This is a genomic window from Kribbella sp. NPDC050459 (assembly GCF_040655315.1).
Lineage (GTDB): Bacteria > Actinomycetota > Actinomycetes > Propionibacteriales > Kribbellaceae > Kribbella.
In genome coordinates, this window is the sequence record NZ_JBFAJQ010000009.1 from 24,273 (window position 1) to 40,554 (window position 16,282).

A 16,282-nucleotide genomic window follows, 5' to 3' on the forward strand; every position below is an offset into this window, starting at 1 on the left:
GTGAGACATGCGCTTCGCTGGGGGCTTGGTACGGCGATGGGGCGGCCGCGCGGTCGGCCTGGCGATCACCGGTGCCGGGCTCTACATCGTGGCACCGAGCCTGCTGTCCCTCTTCGGGACCTGGCCGCGCCTGGCGGATATCGAACCGTGGTGGTTCCCGGTCCTCGCAGTACTGGAGGCCTGCAGTTTCGCCGCCTTGTGGTGGCTCGCCAGGCTGGCCATGGCCCGCCCTGCCGGGGACCAGGAGCCACCACCGGTCCCCGTGGGTTGGGGCACGATCGCGACAGCGCAACTGGCGGGCAACGCTGCCGCGAAGGTCGTCCCGGGCGGCCCTGCCACCGGCGGAGTCCTCCAAGCCAGACTCCTGATCCAAGCCGGTGAGCCGGCCGGCGTCGTCGCTTCCGCGCTGACCGCGATGGGCCTGATCACCACCGCCGTGCTGCTGCTGTTACCGCTCCTCACGATCCCCGCCCTGCTGATCGGTCCACCGCCGGCCAGGCAGCTCGAGCTCGGCCTCCTGGTCTCGCTGATCATGGCGATCGTGATCGTCGGCCTCGGGCTCACCGCGCTCAAGTGGCACCGGTTCCTCGTGTGGATCGGTCGTGTGGCTGGTCGCATCATCCACGTGGTCAAGCGCAGTGTGACCCCCGACAGCTGCTCCGCTCTGCTGGTCACGCAGCGGAACCGGGTTGCCGCCGCCTTCGACGGCCACTGGTGGGCCGCGGCCTTCGCGGCCGCCGCGAACCGCATGTTCGACTACGCCGCACTCGTGGCCGCGCTGGTGGCCCTCGATGCGCACGCCCGCCCGTCCGAGGTGCTGATGGCCTATGTCGTAGCCCAGGCCCTCGCCATGATCCCGATCACGCCGGGCGGTCTCGGCTTCGTCGACGCGGGTCTCACCGCGCTGCTGGTCCTGATCGGGGTCAGCGCGGACACCGCACTCATCGGGACGCTCCTGTACCGGCTCGTCTCCTTCTGGCTGCCGATCCCGGTGGGACTGCTGGCCTGGACGGGCTGGAGGATCCATCGGCACGTCACCGATCCATCGAGAGCCCAGACGCCGCCTCCCGTCACGGAAGACGAGGAGGGTCAGGCGCCGTAGGCCGCCAGGAAGACGTCGACCGCGCGGTCGGCGAGACCTTCCAGCTCACCGGGCTTGGGCCGTTGCCGGGTGCCCGCGAACATCGCTCGGTTCATCGGCTTGTACATCACCAGCCCGGCGAACTGGTACGCCGCCAGCGTCGGGTCGTCGAGCTCACGCAGCAGACCGCGCTCGCTCAGCCGGTGTAACGCCTGCCCCAGCGCCTCGAGCGACTTCTCGAAGCCGCTGGTGAACCACGCGCCGCACACCTCGGGGAAGCGGTCCGCCTCCGCGATCACCAGCCGGCGGAGCTGGAGCACGCCGTCGGCCGTGAGGCTCTGGAGCAGCCGATACGCCAGCGCCCGCAGGGCCTCGCGGGCATCGGCGGCGCCTTCGAGCGTCTCGGCGTACGCCTGCTGGAGGCCGTCGATCAGCTGGTCGCTGGTGCCGAGGACGATCTCGGTGAACAGGCGCTCCTTGTTCTCGAACTGCTTGTACACGGTCTGTTTGGAGACGCCGGCCTTCGCCGCGACCTCGTCCATGCTCGCGCCGAGGTACCCGTGCTGCAGGAACACCTCGGTCGCCGCGGCCAGGATCGCGCGGCGCTTGCGGGGCGTCCGGCCTTCGCTCTCCACCTGTTCCATCCCGAAATCATACTAGACAGTCCAGTTCTCTGCAGAGTACTGTACGGTCTAGTTTCTGCAGAGCGAGGAGAACCACCATGAGCACCGTGACATCGGCCGACGGCACCGCGATCGCCTTCGAGGCGTACGGCGAGGGCAGACCGCTGATCCTGGTCGACGGCGCGACGGCGCACCGGGCCGTGAACCCGATCAACGACGAGGTCGGGAAGCTGCTGAGCGACAGCTTCCGGACGTACGTGTACGACCGGCGCGGCCGCGGCGGGAGCGGCGACACCGCGCCGTACGCGATCCAGCGGGAGATCGAGGACATCGCCGCGCTGATCGAGGACGCGGGGCAGCCCGCCATCGTGTTCGGCTGGTCGTCGGGCAGCCTGCTGGCGCTGGACGCCGCGGCCGCCGGGCTGCCGATCGCCGGGCTGGCGCTGTTCGAGCCGCCGGTCGTCGTCGACGACGTCCGGCCGCCGCTGCCGTCCGACTACGTCGAGCAGCTCGACGCGTTCGTCGCCGAGGGGCGGCGGGACAAGGCCGCCGAGCTCTTCATGACCGCGGCCGCGATGATGCCCGCCGAGGCGATCCCGGGGATGAAGCAGTCGCCGTACTGGGCGCCGGTCGAGGAGATCGCGCACACGATCTCGTACGACGGCCGCATCATGGGGACCACCATGTCGGGCAACCCGCTGCCGGCCGACCGGTGGGCCGGCGTGAAGGTGCCGGTCCTGGTGCTGCACGGCGACCAGACCTGGCCCGCGCTGTCCGCCGGCGCCCGGGCCGTGGCCGAGCATCTGCCGACCGCCACGTTGCAGGCGATCCCGGGCGAGAACCACGCGACCGAGGCGTCGACCCTGGCTCCGGTGCTGCGGGAATTCGCGGGCTTGACCTAGAGCGCGCTCCAGCCGGTTTGATCTGGAACATGCTGAATCTCGCACTGGGAGCAATGGAGTACGGAACGCGGATCGACGAGCAGACGTCGTTCCGGTTGCTGGACGAGTACGTGGACGCCGGAGGTGAGTGGATCGACACCGCGAACTGCTACGCGTTCTGGCAGGACCCGAGCGGTCATGGCGGGCAGAGTGAGGAGCTGCTCGGGAGATGGTTGGCGCAGCGACCCGGCGTCCGGGACCGGGTCAAGCTGGCGACCAAGGTGGGGTGTGAACCGCTCTGGCCGGGCAGCTGGCCGGAGCACTCGGAAGGCTTGGGCGCCAAGGCGATCGACGCGGCGCTCGAGACCTCGCTGCGTCGTCTCGGAGTCGACCACATCGACTTGTACTGGGCGCACCGCGACGACCGGACCGCTCCGCTGGAAGAGACCGTCGCAGCCTTCGGCAAGCACGCCGCGGCCGGCACGATCGGCCGCCTCGGCCTGTCGAACTGGGCGCTCTGGCGGGTGGAGCGGATGCGCGATCTCGCGAACCAGCTGGGCGTGATGGCGCCGAGCGCGCTGCAGCTGCGCTACTCGTACCTGCAGCCGCGGCCGTTCGTCCGCGACCATATCCACGACCACCGCTTCGGCTGGATCACCGACGAGGTCCTCGACTACGCGGAGAACAAGCCGGAGCAGCAACTGTTCGCCTACAGCCCGCTGATGTCCGGCGGCTTCGAGAACCGCACCGACCGCCCGATCGACCCCGCCTTCGACCACCCCGGCACGACCCGCCGCCTGGAGGCACTGACCAACCTGGCCGAGTCCCTCGGCACCACCCGCTCCGCAGTGGTCCTGGCCTGGCTCGCCGGCGGCACCCCCGCCGTCACCCCGATCGTCGGCATCAGCACCCCCGACTACCTGACCACCGCCCTGACCGGCACCCGCCTCACCCTCACCCCCGACCAGCGCCGCCAACTCGACGAGGTCTGGTAGTTCTCGCCCTCCCCCTGGACCGGGGGTCGGTGAGATGGTTTGAGGGTGGACAGGGATGGGTTCTGGGGTCTGGTCGAGGATGCGCGGGCCTCGGTGGATGACACCGTGGCTGATCCGGACGGGGTTGCGGACGCGTTGACCAAAGTGCTGGGTGCGGCGGAGGCCGAGGAGATCGTCGGGTTCGGGACCGAGCTCGCACGGTTGCAGGTCGAGTCGTACCGGTGGGACCTGTGGGCCGCGGCATACCTGGTCAACTCCGGCGCCTCGGAGGACGGGTTCGACTCGTTCCGGGGCTGGCTGGTCGCCCAGGGCCGGGAGGTCTGGGACGCCGCGCTGGCCGATCCGGACTCGCTCGCGGACGTGGTGGACGAGGACCGGCCGGAGGACTTCGAGGGTTTCGACGGTGAAGGGATGCTGCACGTCGCCAGCCACGCCTACAAGAACGTGACCGGCGACGAGGCGGCGTACTGGAAGGCGGTCGACGCCGACGCCCCGGACACTCCGGACGTCCCGGCGGGGACCGAGATCGACTTCGACGACCAGGACGACCTGGAAGCTCACCTGCCCCGGCTGGCCGCGCTGTACCTCAACGTCTAAGTCGGTTCGCCGCCGAGGCGTTCGATGGCGTTGCGGAGCCGGCGGCGCCAGCCGGGTTGTCCGGCCTCCACGTCCGCCGCTGCCAGGCTGACCAGGTGCTGGGCCGTCTCGAAGCCCTCCGCGGTCTGCGGCTCCACCTCGGTCACCGCGGCCTGGGGTTCGTCGTAGAGCTCGCGGCTCGTCCAGCCGAAGCCCTCCGGGATCAGCAGTTCCGGTACGAGCGTCTCGTGGCTGAGCGATGTCAGCTCGCTGTGCCCGTTGCCGATGCTGAAGATCGTCGTACCGCGCCGGCGGACGTCGCTGATCCGTTCCAGCAACGTCTCCCCTGGCGAGTCCTCGGCCACCACCAGGAGCGACTCACCACGCCCTGCGTCGCGCAGCCGGTCCAGTCCGATCGCCAGGTGCGGTGGTGCGTCGGGCGGAGGGGTCCAGCGGACCAGTGACGGCCGCATGTCCTCGATCCCCGCACGGTGCAACTCGTCGTCCAGGTGCGCCGTCAGGTGCCACGGCTCCTCGTCGACCGGGCCGAACAGCATCAGCCCGCTGCGCCTGGTTGTGAACCGTCGCAGCGCATAGCCGAACTGTGTGGTCCGGCTGCCCAGCTCGGTACCGGTCAGCATCTCCCGGAGGAGTGACGCCCTCGTGAGGTCCACGCGTCCAACCTACGCGACCTCAGGTCAGCCGGTCCGCCTTCGACTGCAGGTAGTTCCGCTCCGGCGTGCTCGTCGTACGGCGCGCCGCCAGCAGGTAGCTCTCGCGCGCAGCGGCCAGCTCACCAGCCATCTCGAGCAGGTGTGCGCGGACGGCTTCCAGCCGGTGGTTCATGCGGTCGTCGGACGCCAGCGGCTCGAGTACGGCGAGGCCCTCCTTCGGGCCGACCGCCATGCCGACAGCGACCGCGTGGTTGAGCTTCACCATCGGGTTGTCGACCAGCTGCTCCAGTACGTCGTACAGCGCGACGATCTGGCGCCAGTCCGTGTCCTCGGCACGCTCCGCCGTGTCATGCACCGCGGCGATCGCCGCCTGCACCTGGTACGGGCCGAGTTGGCTGCGGGACAAGGCATCGCTCACCATCGCCTCGCCCTCGACGATGGCGGCGCGGTTCCACCGGGAGCGGTCCTGCTCGGCCAGCGGGATCAGTGTCCCGTCGTCGCCGGTCCGGGCCGGCCGTCGCGCGTCGGTCAGCAACATCAAGGCGAGCAGCCCGGCGACCTCCCCGTCGTCCGGCAGCAGCTTCCGCACGCCACGGGCAAGCCGGATCGCCTCCGTGGTCAGCTCCGCGCTGTGCAGCGACGTACCGGACGAGGCGGTGTAGCCCTCGTTGAAGATCAGGTAGAGCACATGGAGTACGGCGACCATCCGCTCGTCCCGCTCGGCCTCCGGAGGCATCTCGAACGTGCTGCCGGCCTGCTTGATGCTCCGCTTCGCCCGGCTGATCCGCTGCGCCATGGTTGCCTCCGGCACCAGGAACGCGGCCGCGATCTGCGCCGTGGTGAGACCACCGACCGCACGCAACGTCAGCGCGATCTGCGACGCCGGCGACAGCGCCGGATGGCAGCAGAGGAACAGCAGCGTCAACGTGTCGTCCCGGCCGCCCAGATCGTCGATCTCCGGGCCGGAGGCGACGAACTCCTCCGGCGCCGAGAGCTGCGCCGCGTTCTCCTCCCGTCGCCGCCGGGCGGACTCGCTCCGGAGCAGATCGGTGAGCCGCCGCGACCCGACCCTGATCAGCCAGCCCCGCGGGTTGTCCGGCACGCCCTCGGACGGCCACTGCTGCGTGGCCGCGAGCAGCGCCTCCTGGACCGCCTCCTCGGCCAGGTCGAAGTGGCCGTAGTGGCGGACCAGCGCACTGAGCACCTGCGGCGCCTGCTCCCGCAGCAGCAGTTCAAAGTCGCTCACATTTCCAGTCCTGACATGTCCATCACAGGCCGCACCTCCACAGCGACGTACTCCGCGTCCGGCATCCGTGCCGCGTAGCCGATCGCCTGGTCGATGTCCTCGCACTCCACCAGGTATAACCCGGCCAGGTGCTCCTTCGCCTCGGCATACGGTCCGTCCGTGGTGGTCGTGGTCTCGTCACGCACCTGCACGGTCCGTGTGGTGATCGGATCCGCCAGTCCGGCCGAACTGACCAGCAGGCCCTGCTCCAGCAGCTCCCGCGTGAGCGACTCGTGCGCACGGCTCAGACCGTCGCGCTGCTCGGCCGACAGGCTCTCCCAGCTCTCGGCGTTGCTGTAGATCAGCAGCATGTACTTCACAGTCACCATCCTGTCCCCGGCGAGGGCCGCTGTGACCCCCAGTCAACAGGTACGTCGAAACAGCGACGCCGAACTTCGACAGATCCGGAATGTCGAAGTACGACGGGCCGGCGCCGACGTCCCCGGCGAGTGACGCTCAGCCCGGGCGTCCCCGCCGTACTGGAGATGGCTGATGGTTTCGCATTCGAAGCGCTGGTTCGCGCTGGCGTTGCTCTGTCTGACCGGGTTCATGATCATCCTGGACGCCTCGATCGTGCTCGTCGCCGTACCGTCGATCGAGCGGGAACTGACCTTCTCGACCGGCGGCGTGCAGTGGGTGCCCAGCGGGTACGCGCTGATGTTCGGCGGCCTGCTGCTGCTCGGCGGCCGGATCTCCGACCTGCTGGGCCGGCGGCGCGTGTTCATGACCGGGCTGGTGCTGTTCGCCGGATCCTCGCTGCTGTGCGGGTTCGCGTGGAGCGGTGACGCACTGGTCCTCGCCCGTGGCCTGCAAGGCGCCGCGGCCGCCGTACTCGCACCCAGCGCGTTGTCGATCGTCATGACGACGTTCCCGTCCGGCCCGGATCGCAACAAGGCGCTGGGCATCTGGGGCGCGACCAGCGGCGTCGGCGGTACGGCGGGGTCGCTCGTCGGCGGACCTGTCACCGACGGACTGGGCTGGCAGTGGATCTTCTTCATCAACGTGCCGGTCTGCGTCCTGGTCGTCGCACTGGCGCCCATACTGCTGCTGGACAGCCGCGGACCGGGCCGACGCGGCTTCGACGTGGCCGGTGCCGTCACAGTCACTGCCGCGCTCATCGTGCTGGTGTACGCCGTTATCGAGGCGCCGGAGGCATCGGTGTCCCGGACTGTTCTGCTGCTGCTCCTGGCCGCGGCGCTCTTCGTACTGTTCGTCGTCGTCGAGAAGCGCTCTGCCGCACCGCTCGTACCGCTCCGGATCTTCCGCTCCCGCGCACTGGTCGGCGGCAACCTCATCACGATCAGCTGGGGCCTGGCGGCATTCGGGCTCAACTTCGTCTACACGCAGTACGCACAGCTCGCACTGGGCGCGTCTGCGATCCGCTACGGCCTCATGTCCGCCGTACTCGCCGCGTCCGCGGTCGTGGCGTCCATGATCGGTCAGCACCTCGTCACACGCGTCGGACCGCGCCGCGTCGCGTTCGTCTCCTTGGTGGTCGCGGGAGTGGGGACGACGTTGATGACCCAGCTCACGGTGACGTCCGGGTACTTCGAGCTGGCCTTCTGGGGTCTGACGATCTTCGGCGCCGGACTGGGCGCGGGGACCGTCGCCGGCTCGATCGCCTCGCTCAGCGACGCGGCGGGCGAGGACGCCGGAGTCGCCTCCGGTCTGCAGAACGCCAGCTTCCAGATCGGCGGCGCGGTCGGCGTCGCGGCTGTCTCCGCGGTGGCTACAGCGAGTACGTCGGGGACTACGCCGATCGCCTTGACCCACGGTTACCGGGTCGCGTTCGCGGGCGTGTGGGTGTTCCTCGCGATCGGCTTCGCCGGATGCGCGCTGATCAAACAAGTGTTGGAGGTTCACGGCGCGAAGAGTGGGCACCTGACGTCCGTGGTCGCCACTTCCGCCCGGCGGCCCCCTGCGAAGGAGGCTCCATGCTCATCCTCGGACTGATCCTGTTGATTCTCGGGTTCGTCCTCAACATCTCGATCCTGTGGACGATCGGCGTCATCTTGCTGCTGATCGGCGCAGTGTTCTGGATCCTCGGAGCGACCGGCCGCGCGGTCGGCGGACGAAGGCACTGGTACTGATCCGGCACCCCAAGGCCGGATCGAGCAGAACCCCGCGGATCATCCGCGGGGTTCTGTCGGTCCGGATGGTTACCGTGAGGCTCATGAAGTACGTCGTGATGATCTTCCGGCACGTCGACCGGGTCTGGACCGCGCAGGACGACGCGGCGCTCGGCCGCTTGATGCGGCTCGAGCGGGAGCTCGCCGAGTCCGGTGAGCTGGTCAGCTCGGAGGGCCTGCGACCGCCGACGGAGGCGAGGATCGTGCAACTGCGCGACGGCGCGCAGGTCGTCACCGACGGCCCGTACGGTGAGGCCAAGGAACAGCTGGCCGGGTTCTTCATGATCGACGCCGCCGACGACGCGCACGCGCAGCGGATCGCCGGCCGGGTCTCGGCCGCGGCGGGTGACCGGGTCGAGCTGCGCGGCACCTTGATCTCAGCGGGGATGCCAGACGAACTGCGGTGACCGCTTCTGCGTGAAGGCCTCGATCCCTTCCGCGAGCTCACCACAGGCGATCGTCTCGCGATACCGCCGTACCGCTGCCGCGTCCCCGGTGTGACCGGCCAGCAGCGCGTTGACCGACTCCTTCGCCGAGCGGATCGTCAGCTGCGACCGCGACACCAGCGTGTCCGCAAAAGCCTCGGCCGCGGCCATCGGGTCGTCGGCCACCTGATCGACCAGCCCCTTCGCCTCGGCCCGTTCCGCGGTCAGCAGGTCACCGCTGAACAGCAGGTACTTCGTGGTCGCCGGACCGACCAGGTCGAGCAGGACCTTGATCGCGGCCGGCGGGTAGACGACCCCGATCCGGGCCGGCGTGACACCGAAGCTCGCGTCCCGCGCGGCGAACCGGAAGTCGCAGTTCACCGCGATCTCCAGCCCGCCGCCGATGCAGTGCCCCCGGATCACCGCGATCGTCGGCTTCGGGAACTCCCGCAGCGCCGCCTGGGCCTGCAGGTTGGACGCCCGCAGCTCGGCCATCGGATCGGCCGGGTCGGCGCCCGAGATCAGCTCGCGGATGTCGGCGCCGGCGGAGAAACTCGCGCCCTCGCCGGTCACCAGCAGCACCTTGACCTCGTCGTCGGCCGCCGGCCCGGCGAGCAGCCCCGGCAGCGCCGCCCACATCTCCCGGGTCAGCGCGTTCCGCTTCGGCGCCCGATCGATCACAAGCCGCGCGACCGCTCCACCTTCGATCCGAAATCCCACGCCCGCAGTCAACCGCAGACCTCGTGTCCCCGCCGCGCCATGGATCACACCGCGTTCTGTCCACCAAGCGTTTGATCTCGAACGGGTCACATCCGGATAGCGGCCGGATCACGCTGCGGCCCAGCCTGTGGATGTTCGTAATGCGTTAAGAGTGGGGGCCGATTCGAACCGGCGCGGCGATGTGTGCTTGACTCCTCCGGTCGATAACGGTTTGGTCTCGGCAGATTGGGTTCAAGGTGGCTGCAGGACGACATAAACAGGCGCGGCACCGGCAGTCGCGCCCCAAGGTGATCCAGCCCGGTCTTGCGAAGGTTGCGATCCCCGGCGCGGCAGTGGCGATGGTTGCCACCGGTTCGGCCGCCGCGCTCCCCAGCCATCACGTTCAGCTCGACCCGTCGATCGCCAGCTCGTCCCTGCAGCTGTCGCGCGACACCACGGTCAGCCGGGACGCCCTGCGGCCGCCGATCAGCATCACGTCGACGACTCCGACCGCGGCGCCCAAGCCGAAGCCGAGCCCGACGGCCAAGCACCTGAAGAAGCAGGCGCCGATCCCGAAGCCGACCGCCGCGAAGACCCGCGCCGCCCAGGAGCTGAACGCGGCGCCGCCGAAGATCACCGGCACGAAGTACACCACCACCGACGTGAACCTCTGGACCCTGCCGTTGACCGGCGTCCTGCTGGACGTGCTGCCGAAGGGCACCAAGGTCTCGGTCACCGGCAAGGTCGACGGTCTGTACGCCGAGATCGTCAGCGACGGCAAGTCCCGCTGGGTCAAGGCGCAGTACCTGTCCGCCACGAAGCCGGTCGCGAGCACCTCCGGCTCGATCTCCCAGGCGGCCTGCGCGTCCGGCTCCGGCGTCGAGGACGGCCTCACCCAGGACGCGATCCGGGTGCACCGCGCGATCTGCGCCAAGTTCCCCGACATCACGTCGTACGGCGGTCTGCGGTCCGGCGACAGCGGCTCCGAGCACTCGACCGGCCACGCGCTCGACATCATGGTCAGCGGCGCCGAGGGCCAGGAGGTCGCAGACTGGCTGAAGGCGAACTACAAGAAGCTCGGCGTCAGCCAGCTGATCTGGCAGCAGCACATCTGGACGGTCCAGCGCGGCAGCGAAGGCTGGCGCGCGATGGAGGACCGCGGCAGCACGACCGCGAACCACTACGACCACGTGCACGTGACCGTCTACGGGAACACGGGCACGGTCTGATCTACCGCAGGAAAGCGGCCCAGGGCGGGGACCTGGGCCGCTTTTCTATGGGCGGATGTTGGCGTTCAGGTGGAAGAAGTTCGTCGGGTCGTAGGCTCGCTTGACCTCCCGCAGCCGCTGCAGGTCCTTCGCGCCGTACGCGGTGTCCGCGCGGCCCGGGTCGCCGAGGAAGTTCACGAACGTCCGGCCCGAGGTGGGCAGGGAGACCTCGCGGTCGATGATCAGGGAGTACTGCGCCTCGCGGTGCCCGACCGGTCCGGCGCCCGGCCCCGGGTGAGCCATCGCGCCGCCCCAGTGGCGGATCTCGACGGTCGCGTCCTCTAGGCCGGCGACCTCGTCGATCACCTCGTCGGTCAGCGTGTCCAGGAAGTCGAGGTGCCGAGCGGGCGTGCCGCCCATCGCGGCGTCGGCGTACTCGATTGTCCGCAGTTCACCGGCCAGCCGCGGGCCGGCGACCTCGAACAGCGGCTTCAGCAGGTGCTCCGCCAGGTCGGCGGCACCGGCGTACAGGACCTTGATCGCGACCGCGCGCTGCTCGGTGCCGGGGACGCGGGTCAGGACGACCGCGGTGCTCAGCTCGTTGGGGACGGCGGCGGTCCAGTCGCGGTACCGGCGCAGGATCGCGGCGGCGCGGTCGATGCCGTAGTACACGATGCCGGCGTGCACCTCGCGGACCGGGTACAGGCGGAACTCCAGCGAGGTCACGACGCCGAAGTTGCCGGTGCCGCCGCGGATCGCCCAGAACAGGTCCGGGTGCTGCTCGGCGCTCGCGGTGACCACCCGGCCGTCGGCGGTGACGACCTCGGCGCGGATCACACTGTCGGCCGCGAACCCGTACTTGCGGGCCAGCCAGCCGACGCCGCCTCCCAGCGTGTACCCGGTGACGCCGACGTCACGGTGCGAGCCGGACAGCGGCGCGAGCCCGAACTGCCGCGCGGCATCGAGCACCGCGCCCCAGCGCGCGCCCGGGGCCACCTTCGCGATCCGGCGCTCCGGGTCGATCAGTACGCCGGTCATCCGGGTCGTCTTCAGCAGGACGCCGCCGTCGGCCGGCACCCGCGTGCCGTGTCCCGTCGCCTGCACGGCGATCGGTAGGCCGTACTCGCGAGCGGTCCGTACCGCCGCCTGGACGTCGGTCCGCGCGTACGCCTCGGCGATCACCAGCGGGCGGGAGTCCACCGAAGGGATCACCGACCGCCGCTGCTCGTCGTACTCCGGCTCGCCCGGCAGCCGGACGACACCGTTGAACCCCGCCCCCAACAGCCCCGCCACCACGTCGCCGGCAACCGCTGCAACCGCCTGCGTAGACATCTGGTCCCGCCCCTTCGCCGTATCCGCTTCCTGCCCATACGTCGAAGGAGACCGCCGGGAATCGACACGGTCCGCCAAACTTTCCCCGATGACCCACTCAGTCGAGATCTCCGGCGCCACCCTCACCAAGCACTACACCTCGTGGTCCCGCGACGAACCCACCCGCGAGTGGACCGCCCTGACCCTCCTCTCCCGAACAGCTCCCGGCCTGACCCCGATCCCCCTCGCCTTGTCGATAGGCGGCACCCCGTGGATCACGATGACGCTCGTCCCCGGCCACCCTCTTCAGTCGCCCCTCACCCAGACCACAGCCGTCGGCGACGCCCTCGAGACGCTCTGGTCAGCCCCGTACGACGGCCTGCAGCAGATCGATCTCCAAGCACTCGTCGACCGCACCCGCACCGGCCTGACCGCACTCGCCGACACGACAGGCGTGATCGGCCAAGCCGCCCGTACCTGGCTGGACAACGAGCCGCCCGACCTACCCGGGACCGCGGAGGCTCAGGCGCGGCGAATCCTCAGGCTGGCAGCGGGATGACTTCGAGGCGGTCGAGATCGGCGAGGATGTCGATCTCGGTGATCCGGCCGTCGGTGACGGTCAGCGCCATCACGCCCATCAGCCGCCCGTTGACGACGGTGATCGCGCCGGGCAGCCCGTTGATCAGCGCCGGCTCCGTGTACGGCGCCATCCGGCTGAACATCAGCGCCTGCTCGACCACCGCCTTCGCGCCGCGGACGAGCTTCGACACCGCAGGACCGGCGAACTCCGCGCTCGCCGTACCCGCGTCCGCGCGGAGCAGCACGTCCGGATCCAGCAGCGACAGCAACGCCTCGAAGTCACCGCCGCGGGAGGCCGCCAGGAACGCCTCCACGATCACCCGCTGCCGGCCCGTGTCCCCGTCACTCGCCGGCGCGCCCTGGACCCGGCGCCGCGCACGACTGGCCAGCTGACGCGTCGCGGCCGGCGACTTGTCCACAATCGTGGCGATCTCGTCGAACCCGACACCGAACATGTCGTGCAGCACGAACGCCAGTCGCTCAGCCGGCGACAACGTCTCCAGTACGACGAGCAGCGCCAGCCCGATCGCATCCGCCTGGACCGCCTCGTCCTCCGGTCCCGGGGAGCCGATCACCGGGTCGGGCACATAGGTGTCGAGCGAATCCTCCCGCCGCGACTTACGGCTGCGCAGCATGTCCAGACAGACCCGCGACACCACCGTGGTCAACCAGCCCGCCAGGTTGCCGACGTCGCTCACGTCGGACCGGCTCAGCCGCAGCCAGGCCTCCTGTACGGCGTCCTCGGCCTCGGCCACCGACCCGAGCATCCGGTACGCGACCGCACGTAAGTGTCCGCGGTTCTCCTCGAACCGCCGCGCCAGCTGCTCATGCTCGTTCACCGCTGCCTCCTCAGTGCCCTGACGGATCAGCCCACCATGATGTGACACAGGGCCGGATCGGCCGATCATGGGGGCATGACTCAGCCGGTGTTCGCGGACGACTTCGACGCGTCGGCCCTGGATCTGTCCGTGTGGTCGCCGTACTACCTACCGCAGTGGAGCTCGCGTAGTGCGTCCGCCGCGACGTACGGCCTGGCCGACTCGTGTCTGACGCTCAGCATCCCCGTCGAGCAGGGCATCTGGTGCGCCGGCTCGCACAAACCGGACCTGCGGGTCTCCGGCATCCAGTCGGGTAACTACTCGGGTCCTGTGGGCAGCACGGTCGGCCAGCAGCCGTACCGTGACGGTCTGCTCGTGCAGGAGGAGCAGGAGCCGTTCTGGGGCTGGACCGCGGACGGCGGGTACGTCGAGCTGCGCGCCAGGGCCGACATCGCTCCGGGCTCCATGGTGTCGCTCTGGATGGTCGGTCTGGAGGACCAGCCGGACCGCTGTGGGGAGATCTGTGTCATGGAGGTGTTCGGCGACGCTGTCGTCCCCGGTGAGTCCGCCGCGGTCGGCATGGGCCTCAAGACCATCCGCGACCCCGTCGTACCTCAGGACTTCGAGGCGGTGCGGTTGCCGATCGACGTCCGGGAGTTCCACACGTACGCCGTGGAGTGGTCCGGCGGTACGGCGACGTTCTCGGTCGACGGCACTGCGATCCGCAGCTGCCAGGGCGCACCGACGTACCCGATGCAGCTGATGCTGGCGGTGTTCGACTTCCCGGAGCAGTCCGGGCGGGACCACGTCCCCACCTTCACCGTCGACCACGTCCGGCACCGCGTGCGCTAAGGTCGGTGGCATGTTCCAGCGCGCGAGTATGTGGTGGGCCGTCGACCAGACGGCCTGAATCCGCGCGTACCCACCCGGCCGTCTCCTGCGAGGCGGCCGTTGTCATGTTCTCCTCGTGGGCGGCCCAGCACCCTGAGGAATGCCGATGGCAACAACACTCCGGACGTGGTCCGGTCTGATTTCCGCGCTCCTGGCCGGCTCCGACCTGTCGGCGGCGGACACCGGCTGGGCGATGGACCAACTGGTGCTGGGCGACGTGTCTCCGGCGCAGATCTCCGGGTTCTTGATCGCGTTGCGGGCAAAGGGAGAGACCGCGGACGAGCTCAACGGGCTGGCCGAGGTACTGCGCTCGCACGCGACGCCGGTGCGGATCGACGGACCGTTCGTCGACATCGTCGGAACGGGCGGCGACCGTACCGGTGCGGCCAACATCTCCACGATGGCGGCCGTGGTTGCGGCAGCGGCCGGTGTCACCGTCGTGAAGCACGGTGGGCGGGCCGCGTCCTCATCTGCTGCTGGTAGCGGGGACCTGGTCGAGCAGCTTGGAGTTCCACTCGACCTGTCGGCCTCTGACGCGGCTCGGATGGCTGCGGAGGTCGGACTGACCTTCCTGTTCGCTCCACGCTTCAACCCGGCCCTGCGGCAAGTTGCCGTCGTACGGCGTGAGTTGGCAGTGCCGACTGCGTTCAACGTGCTGGCGCCGTTGCTGAATCCGGCCCGCCCTCAGCACCAGCTCGTTGGCGTGGCCAACCCACGCATGCTGCCCGTGCTCGCAGGTGCGCTCGCCGAGCGGGGCACGTCCGCACTGGTCGCCCGTGGGGACGACGGGCTCGACAAGCTCACCACGACCGGCTACTCACGGCTGTGGGTCGTGCATGGTGGGTCCGCGTCGGAGGTCGTCTTCGACCCACGCTCGCTGGGGCTGCGGCCGTCGTCCTTGGCAGAGCTTCGTGGCGGCGATGCGGCCTTCAACGCACAGCTGCTGCGCCGGCTGGTCGACGGAGAACGCGGACCGGTGCGGGACGTCGTACTGCTAAACGCCTCGGCCGCACTGGCGACGCTGTCACTGGAGTTCGGCCTGGAGCACTTGGCTGACTGCTTCGAACGCTGCCAGGACGCCGTGGACAGTGGACGAGCAGCCGAGACCCTGGACCGCTGGGCCAACCACTCGTTAGCGTGCGGGTGATGCAAGACCTGCTGGACGCCGCACGCGCGGGTGACGAGCACGCCTTCGGACGCTTAATCGATCCGTGGCGTGGTGAGCTCCACGCGCACTGCTACCGGATGCTCGGCTCCGATGCCGACGCCGAGGACGCTGTCCAGGAGACGTTGCTGCGCGCGTGGAGCGGCCTGCACGGGTACGAGGACCGCGGGTCGATCCGTCCGTGGCTCTACAAGATCGCGACGAACCGCTGCCTGACCCTGATCGAGCGGCGCGGTCGGCGTGAGGTGGAGACGCTGGACCCGTATCCGGAGAGCAGGCTCGCGTGGACGTCCACGCTGACACCAGAGGCTGAGCTTCTGGCGCTGGAGTCCGTTGAACTCGCCTTCGTCGCGTCACTGCAGCACCTGTCCGCTCTGCAACGTGCCGTCCTGTTACTGCGAGACGTACTGGCTTTCAGTGCTCGCGAGGTGGCTGAGTTGCTGGAGACGACGGTTGCTGCGGTCAACAGCGCGCTGCAGCGAGCACGGGCTGTCGTGAGCGACGTACCGAGTCAGCAGCAGACATTGCGTGCGTTGGGCGAGTCGGGCGAGCGCGACCTGGTACGGCGGTACGTGGCGGCCTGGGAGGCACGTGACGTCGACGCGATCGTGGCCATGCTGGCGGCGGACGCGAAGTACTCGATGCCGCCGCTGCCCGACTGGTTCTTCGGGCGGGACGCGATCCGCGCGTTCCTGCTCGACGGGCCGCTGCGGGAGGAATGGCGCTTCCTCCCGGCTCGCGCGAACGGTCAGCTCGCCTTCGGCACGTACCTGCTTCAGGGCGATCGCTACGTACCCGGCGGACTGGACGTCGTCGTCCTGCGAGGGTCGGCGATCGTCGAAGTGGTGTCGTACCTGGAAGCGGACTTCCCGGCCTTCGGACTGCCCGCCGACCTGCCGCGATGAGTTTGCCGGACGTCGCGGGTTGTAAGGGGTGAAGACG

19 protein-coding genes are annotated in these 16,282 nt (G+C 69.6%); 12 read left to right on the plus strand and 7 right to left on the minus strand.

Annotation, left to right across the window (positions count from 1 at the left end; translation table 11 throughout):
* The first annotated feature begins 7 nt into the window (after window positions 1-7).
* Complete coding sequence (locus AB0I12_RS26485) at window positions 8-1,102, plus strand: lysylphosphatidylglycerol synthase transmembrane domain-containing protein (protein WP_359934469.1); 1,095 nt, start codon at window positions 8-10, stop codon at window positions 1,100-1,102.
* On the opposite strand, the gene AB0I12_RS26490 is transcribed toward AB0I12_RS26485, so the two are convergent.
* On the minus strand, window positions 1,090-1,725 hold the full coding sequence (locus tag AB0I12_RS26490; RefSeq protein ID WP_359934471.1) for a TetR/AcrR family transcriptional regulator: 636 nt from the start codon (window positions 1,723-1,725) through the stop codon (window positions 1,090-1,092). The two genes, AB0I12_RS26485 and AB0I12_RS26490, sit on opposite strands and share 13 nt — an antisense overlap.
* A 77-nt stretch (window positions 1,726-1,802) precedes the next feature.
* On the opposite strand from AB0I12_RS26490, the gene AB0I12_RS26495 reads away from it, so the two are divergent.
* From AB0I12_RS26495 to AB0I12_RS26505, 3 genes are read left to right on the plus strand one after another with little or no spacing between them, the layout of a single operon-like run.
* Window positions 1,803-2,606 carry an alpha/beta hydrolase gene (locus AB0I12_RS26495; protein ID WP_359934473.1) on the plus strand — a complete coding sequence of 268 codons (804 nt, stop codon included), beginning with the start codon at window positions 1,803-1,805 and terminating at the stop codon, window positions 2,604-2,606.
* A 29-nt stretch (window positions 2,607-2,635) separates the two neighbouring features.
* Window positions 2,636-3,580 (plus strand): aldo/keto reductase, encoded by a 945-nt coding sequence (locus AB0I12_RS26500; protein WP_359934475.1) that lies wholly within the window; start codon window positions 2,636-2,638, stop codon window positions 3,578-3,580.
* A 45-nt stretch (window positions 3,581-3,625) separates the two neighbouring features.
* The gene (locus AB0I12_RS26505) at window positions 3,626-4,177 is read left to right on the plus strand and encodes a DUF4240 domain-containing protein (RefSeq protein WP_359934477.1); all 552 of its coding nucleotides are present in this window, start codon (window positions 3,626-3,628) and stop codon (window positions 4,175-4,177) included.
* Here the strand turns inward: AB0I12_RS26505 and AB0I12_RS26510 are convergent.
* The 3 genes from AB0I12_RS26510 to AB0I12_RS26520 are packed head-to-tail and all read right to left on the minus strand — an operon-like array spanning window position 4,174 to window position 6,426.
* The gene (locus AB0I12_RS26510) at window positions 4,174-4,830 is read right to left on the minus strand and encodes a hypothetical protein (protein WP_359934479.1); all 657 of its coding nucleotides are present in this window, start codon (window positions 4,828-4,830) and stop codon (window positions 4,174-4,176) included. The two genes, AB0I12_RS26505 and AB0I12_RS26510, sit on opposite strands and share 4 nt — an antisense overlap.
* 19 nt (window positions 4,831-4,849) lie before the next feature.
* Window positions 4,850-6,076 carry a DUF6596 domain-containing protein gene (locus AB0I12_RS26515; RefSeq protein WP_359934481.1) on the minus strand — a complete coding sequence of 409 codons (1,227 nt, stop codon included), beginning with the start codon at window positions 6,074-6,076 and terminating at the stop codon, window positions 4,850-4,852.
* Window positions 6,073-6,426: a YciI family protein gene (locus tag AB0I12_RS26520; RefSeq protein WP_359935048.1), complete on the minus strand. Its 354-nt coding sequence runs from the start codon at window positions 6,424-6,426 to the stop codon at window positions 6,073-6,075. Before AB0I12_RS26520 ends, AB0I12_RS26515 begins: the two co-directional genes overlap by 4 nt.
* Before the next feature lie 181 nt (window positions 6,427-6,607).
* On the opposite strand from AB0I12_RS26520, the gene AB0I12_RS26525 reads away from it, so the two are divergent.
* The 3 genes from AB0I12_RS26525 (at window position 6,608) to AB0I12_RS26535 (ending at window position 8,651) form a co-directional block, all read left to right on the plus strand.
* On the plus strand, window positions 6,608-8,068 hold the full coding sequence (locus tag AB0I12_RS26525) for an MFS transporter (protein WP_359934483.1): 1,461 nt from the start codon (window positions 6,608-6,610) through the stop codon (window positions 8,066-8,068).
* Complete coding sequence (locus AB0I12_RS26530; RefSeq protein ID WP_355693235.1) at window positions 8,050-8,205, plus strand: DUF6131 family protein; 156 nt, start codon at window positions 8,050-8,052, stop codon at window positions 8,203-8,205. Before AB0I12_RS26525 ends, AB0I12_RS26530 begins: the two co-directional genes overlap by 19 nt.
* Before the next feature lie 83 nt (window positions 8,206-8,288).
* Complete coding sequence (locus AB0I12_RS26535) at window positions 8,289-8,651, plus strand: YciI family protein (protein ID WP_359934485.1); 363 nt, start codon at window positions 8,289-8,291, stop codon at window positions 8,649-8,651.
* Here AB0I12_RS26535 and AB0I12_RS26540 read toward each other — a convergent pair.
* Entirely contained in the window at window positions 8,622-9,389 is a 768-nt protein-coding gene (locus AB0I12_RS26540) for an enoyl-CoA hydratase/isomerase family protein (protein ID WP_359934487.1), read from the minus strand. The genes AB0I12_RS26535 and AB0I12_RS26540 overlap by 30 nt on opposite strands.
* 338 nt (window positions 9,390-9,727) lie before the next feature.
* On the opposite strand from AB0I12_RS26540, the gene AB0I12_RS26545 reads away from it, so the two are divergent.
* Complete coding sequence (locus AB0I12_RS26545) at window positions 9,728-10,597, plus strand: SH3 domain-containing protein (RefSeq protein WP_359934489.1); 870 nt, start codon at window positions 9,728-9,730, stop codon at window positions 10,595-10,597.
* A 45-nt stretch (window positions 10,598-10,642) separates the two neighbouring features.
* Here the strand turns inward: AB0I12_RS26545 and AB0I12_RS26550 are convergent, their stop codons facing one another.
* Window positions 10,643-11,908 (minus strand): FAD-binding protein, encoded by a 1,266-nt coding sequence (locus AB0I12_RS26550; protein WP_359934491.1) that lies wholly within the window; start codon window positions 11,906-11,908, stop codon window positions 10,643-10,645.
* 88 nt (window positions 11,909-11,996) lie between these two features.
* On the opposite strand from AB0I12_RS26550, the gene AB0I12_RS26555 reads away from it, so the two are divergent.
* Window positions 11,997-12,446: a hypothetical protein gene (locus AB0I12_RS26555; protein WP_359934493.1), complete on the plus strand. Its 450-nt coding sequence runs from the start codon at window positions 11,997-11,999 to the stop codon at window positions 12,444-12,446.
* Here AB0I12_RS26555 and sigJ read toward each other — a convergent pair.
* On the minus strand, window positions 12,427-13,305 hold the full coding sequence (gene sigJ, locus AB0I12_RS26560) for an RNA polymerase sigma factor SigJ (RefSeq protein WP_359934495.1): 879 nt from the start codon (window positions 13,303-13,305) through the stop codon (window positions 12,427-12,429). The two genes, AB0I12_RS26555 and sigJ, sit on opposite strands and share 20 nt — an antisense overlap.
* A 75-nt stretch (window positions 13,306-13,380) precedes the next feature.
* Between sigJ and AB0I12_RS26565 the strand changes: the two genes are divergently transcribed.
* From AB0I12_RS26565 to AB0I12_RS26575, 3 genes are all read left to right on the plus strand, one after another.
* Window positions 13,381-14,136 carry a glycoside hydrolase family 16 protein gene (locus AB0I12_RS26565; RefSeq protein WP_359934497.1) on the plus strand — a complete coding sequence of 252 codons (756 nt, stop codon included), beginning with the start codon at window positions 13,381-13,383 and terminating at the stop codon, window positions 14,134-14,136.
* 145 nt (window positions 14,137-14,281) lie between these two features.
* Window positions 14,282-15,322 (plus strand): anthranilate phosphoribosyltransferase, encoded by a 1,041-nt coding sequence (trpD, locus tag AB0I12_RS26570; RefSeq protein ID WP_359934499.1) that lies wholly within the window; start codon window positions 14,282-14,284, stop codon window positions 15,320-15,322.
* The gene (locus AB0I12_RS26575) at window positions 15,322-16,245 is read left to right on the plus strand and encodes an RNA polymerase subunit sigma-70 (protein ID WP_359934501.1); all 924 of its coding nucleotides are present in this window, start codon (window positions 15,322-15,324) and stop codon (window positions 16,243-16,245) included. Before trpD ends, AB0I12_RS26575 begins: the two co-directional genes overlap by 1 nt.
* Window positions 16,246-16,282 lie beyond the last annotated feature (37 nt).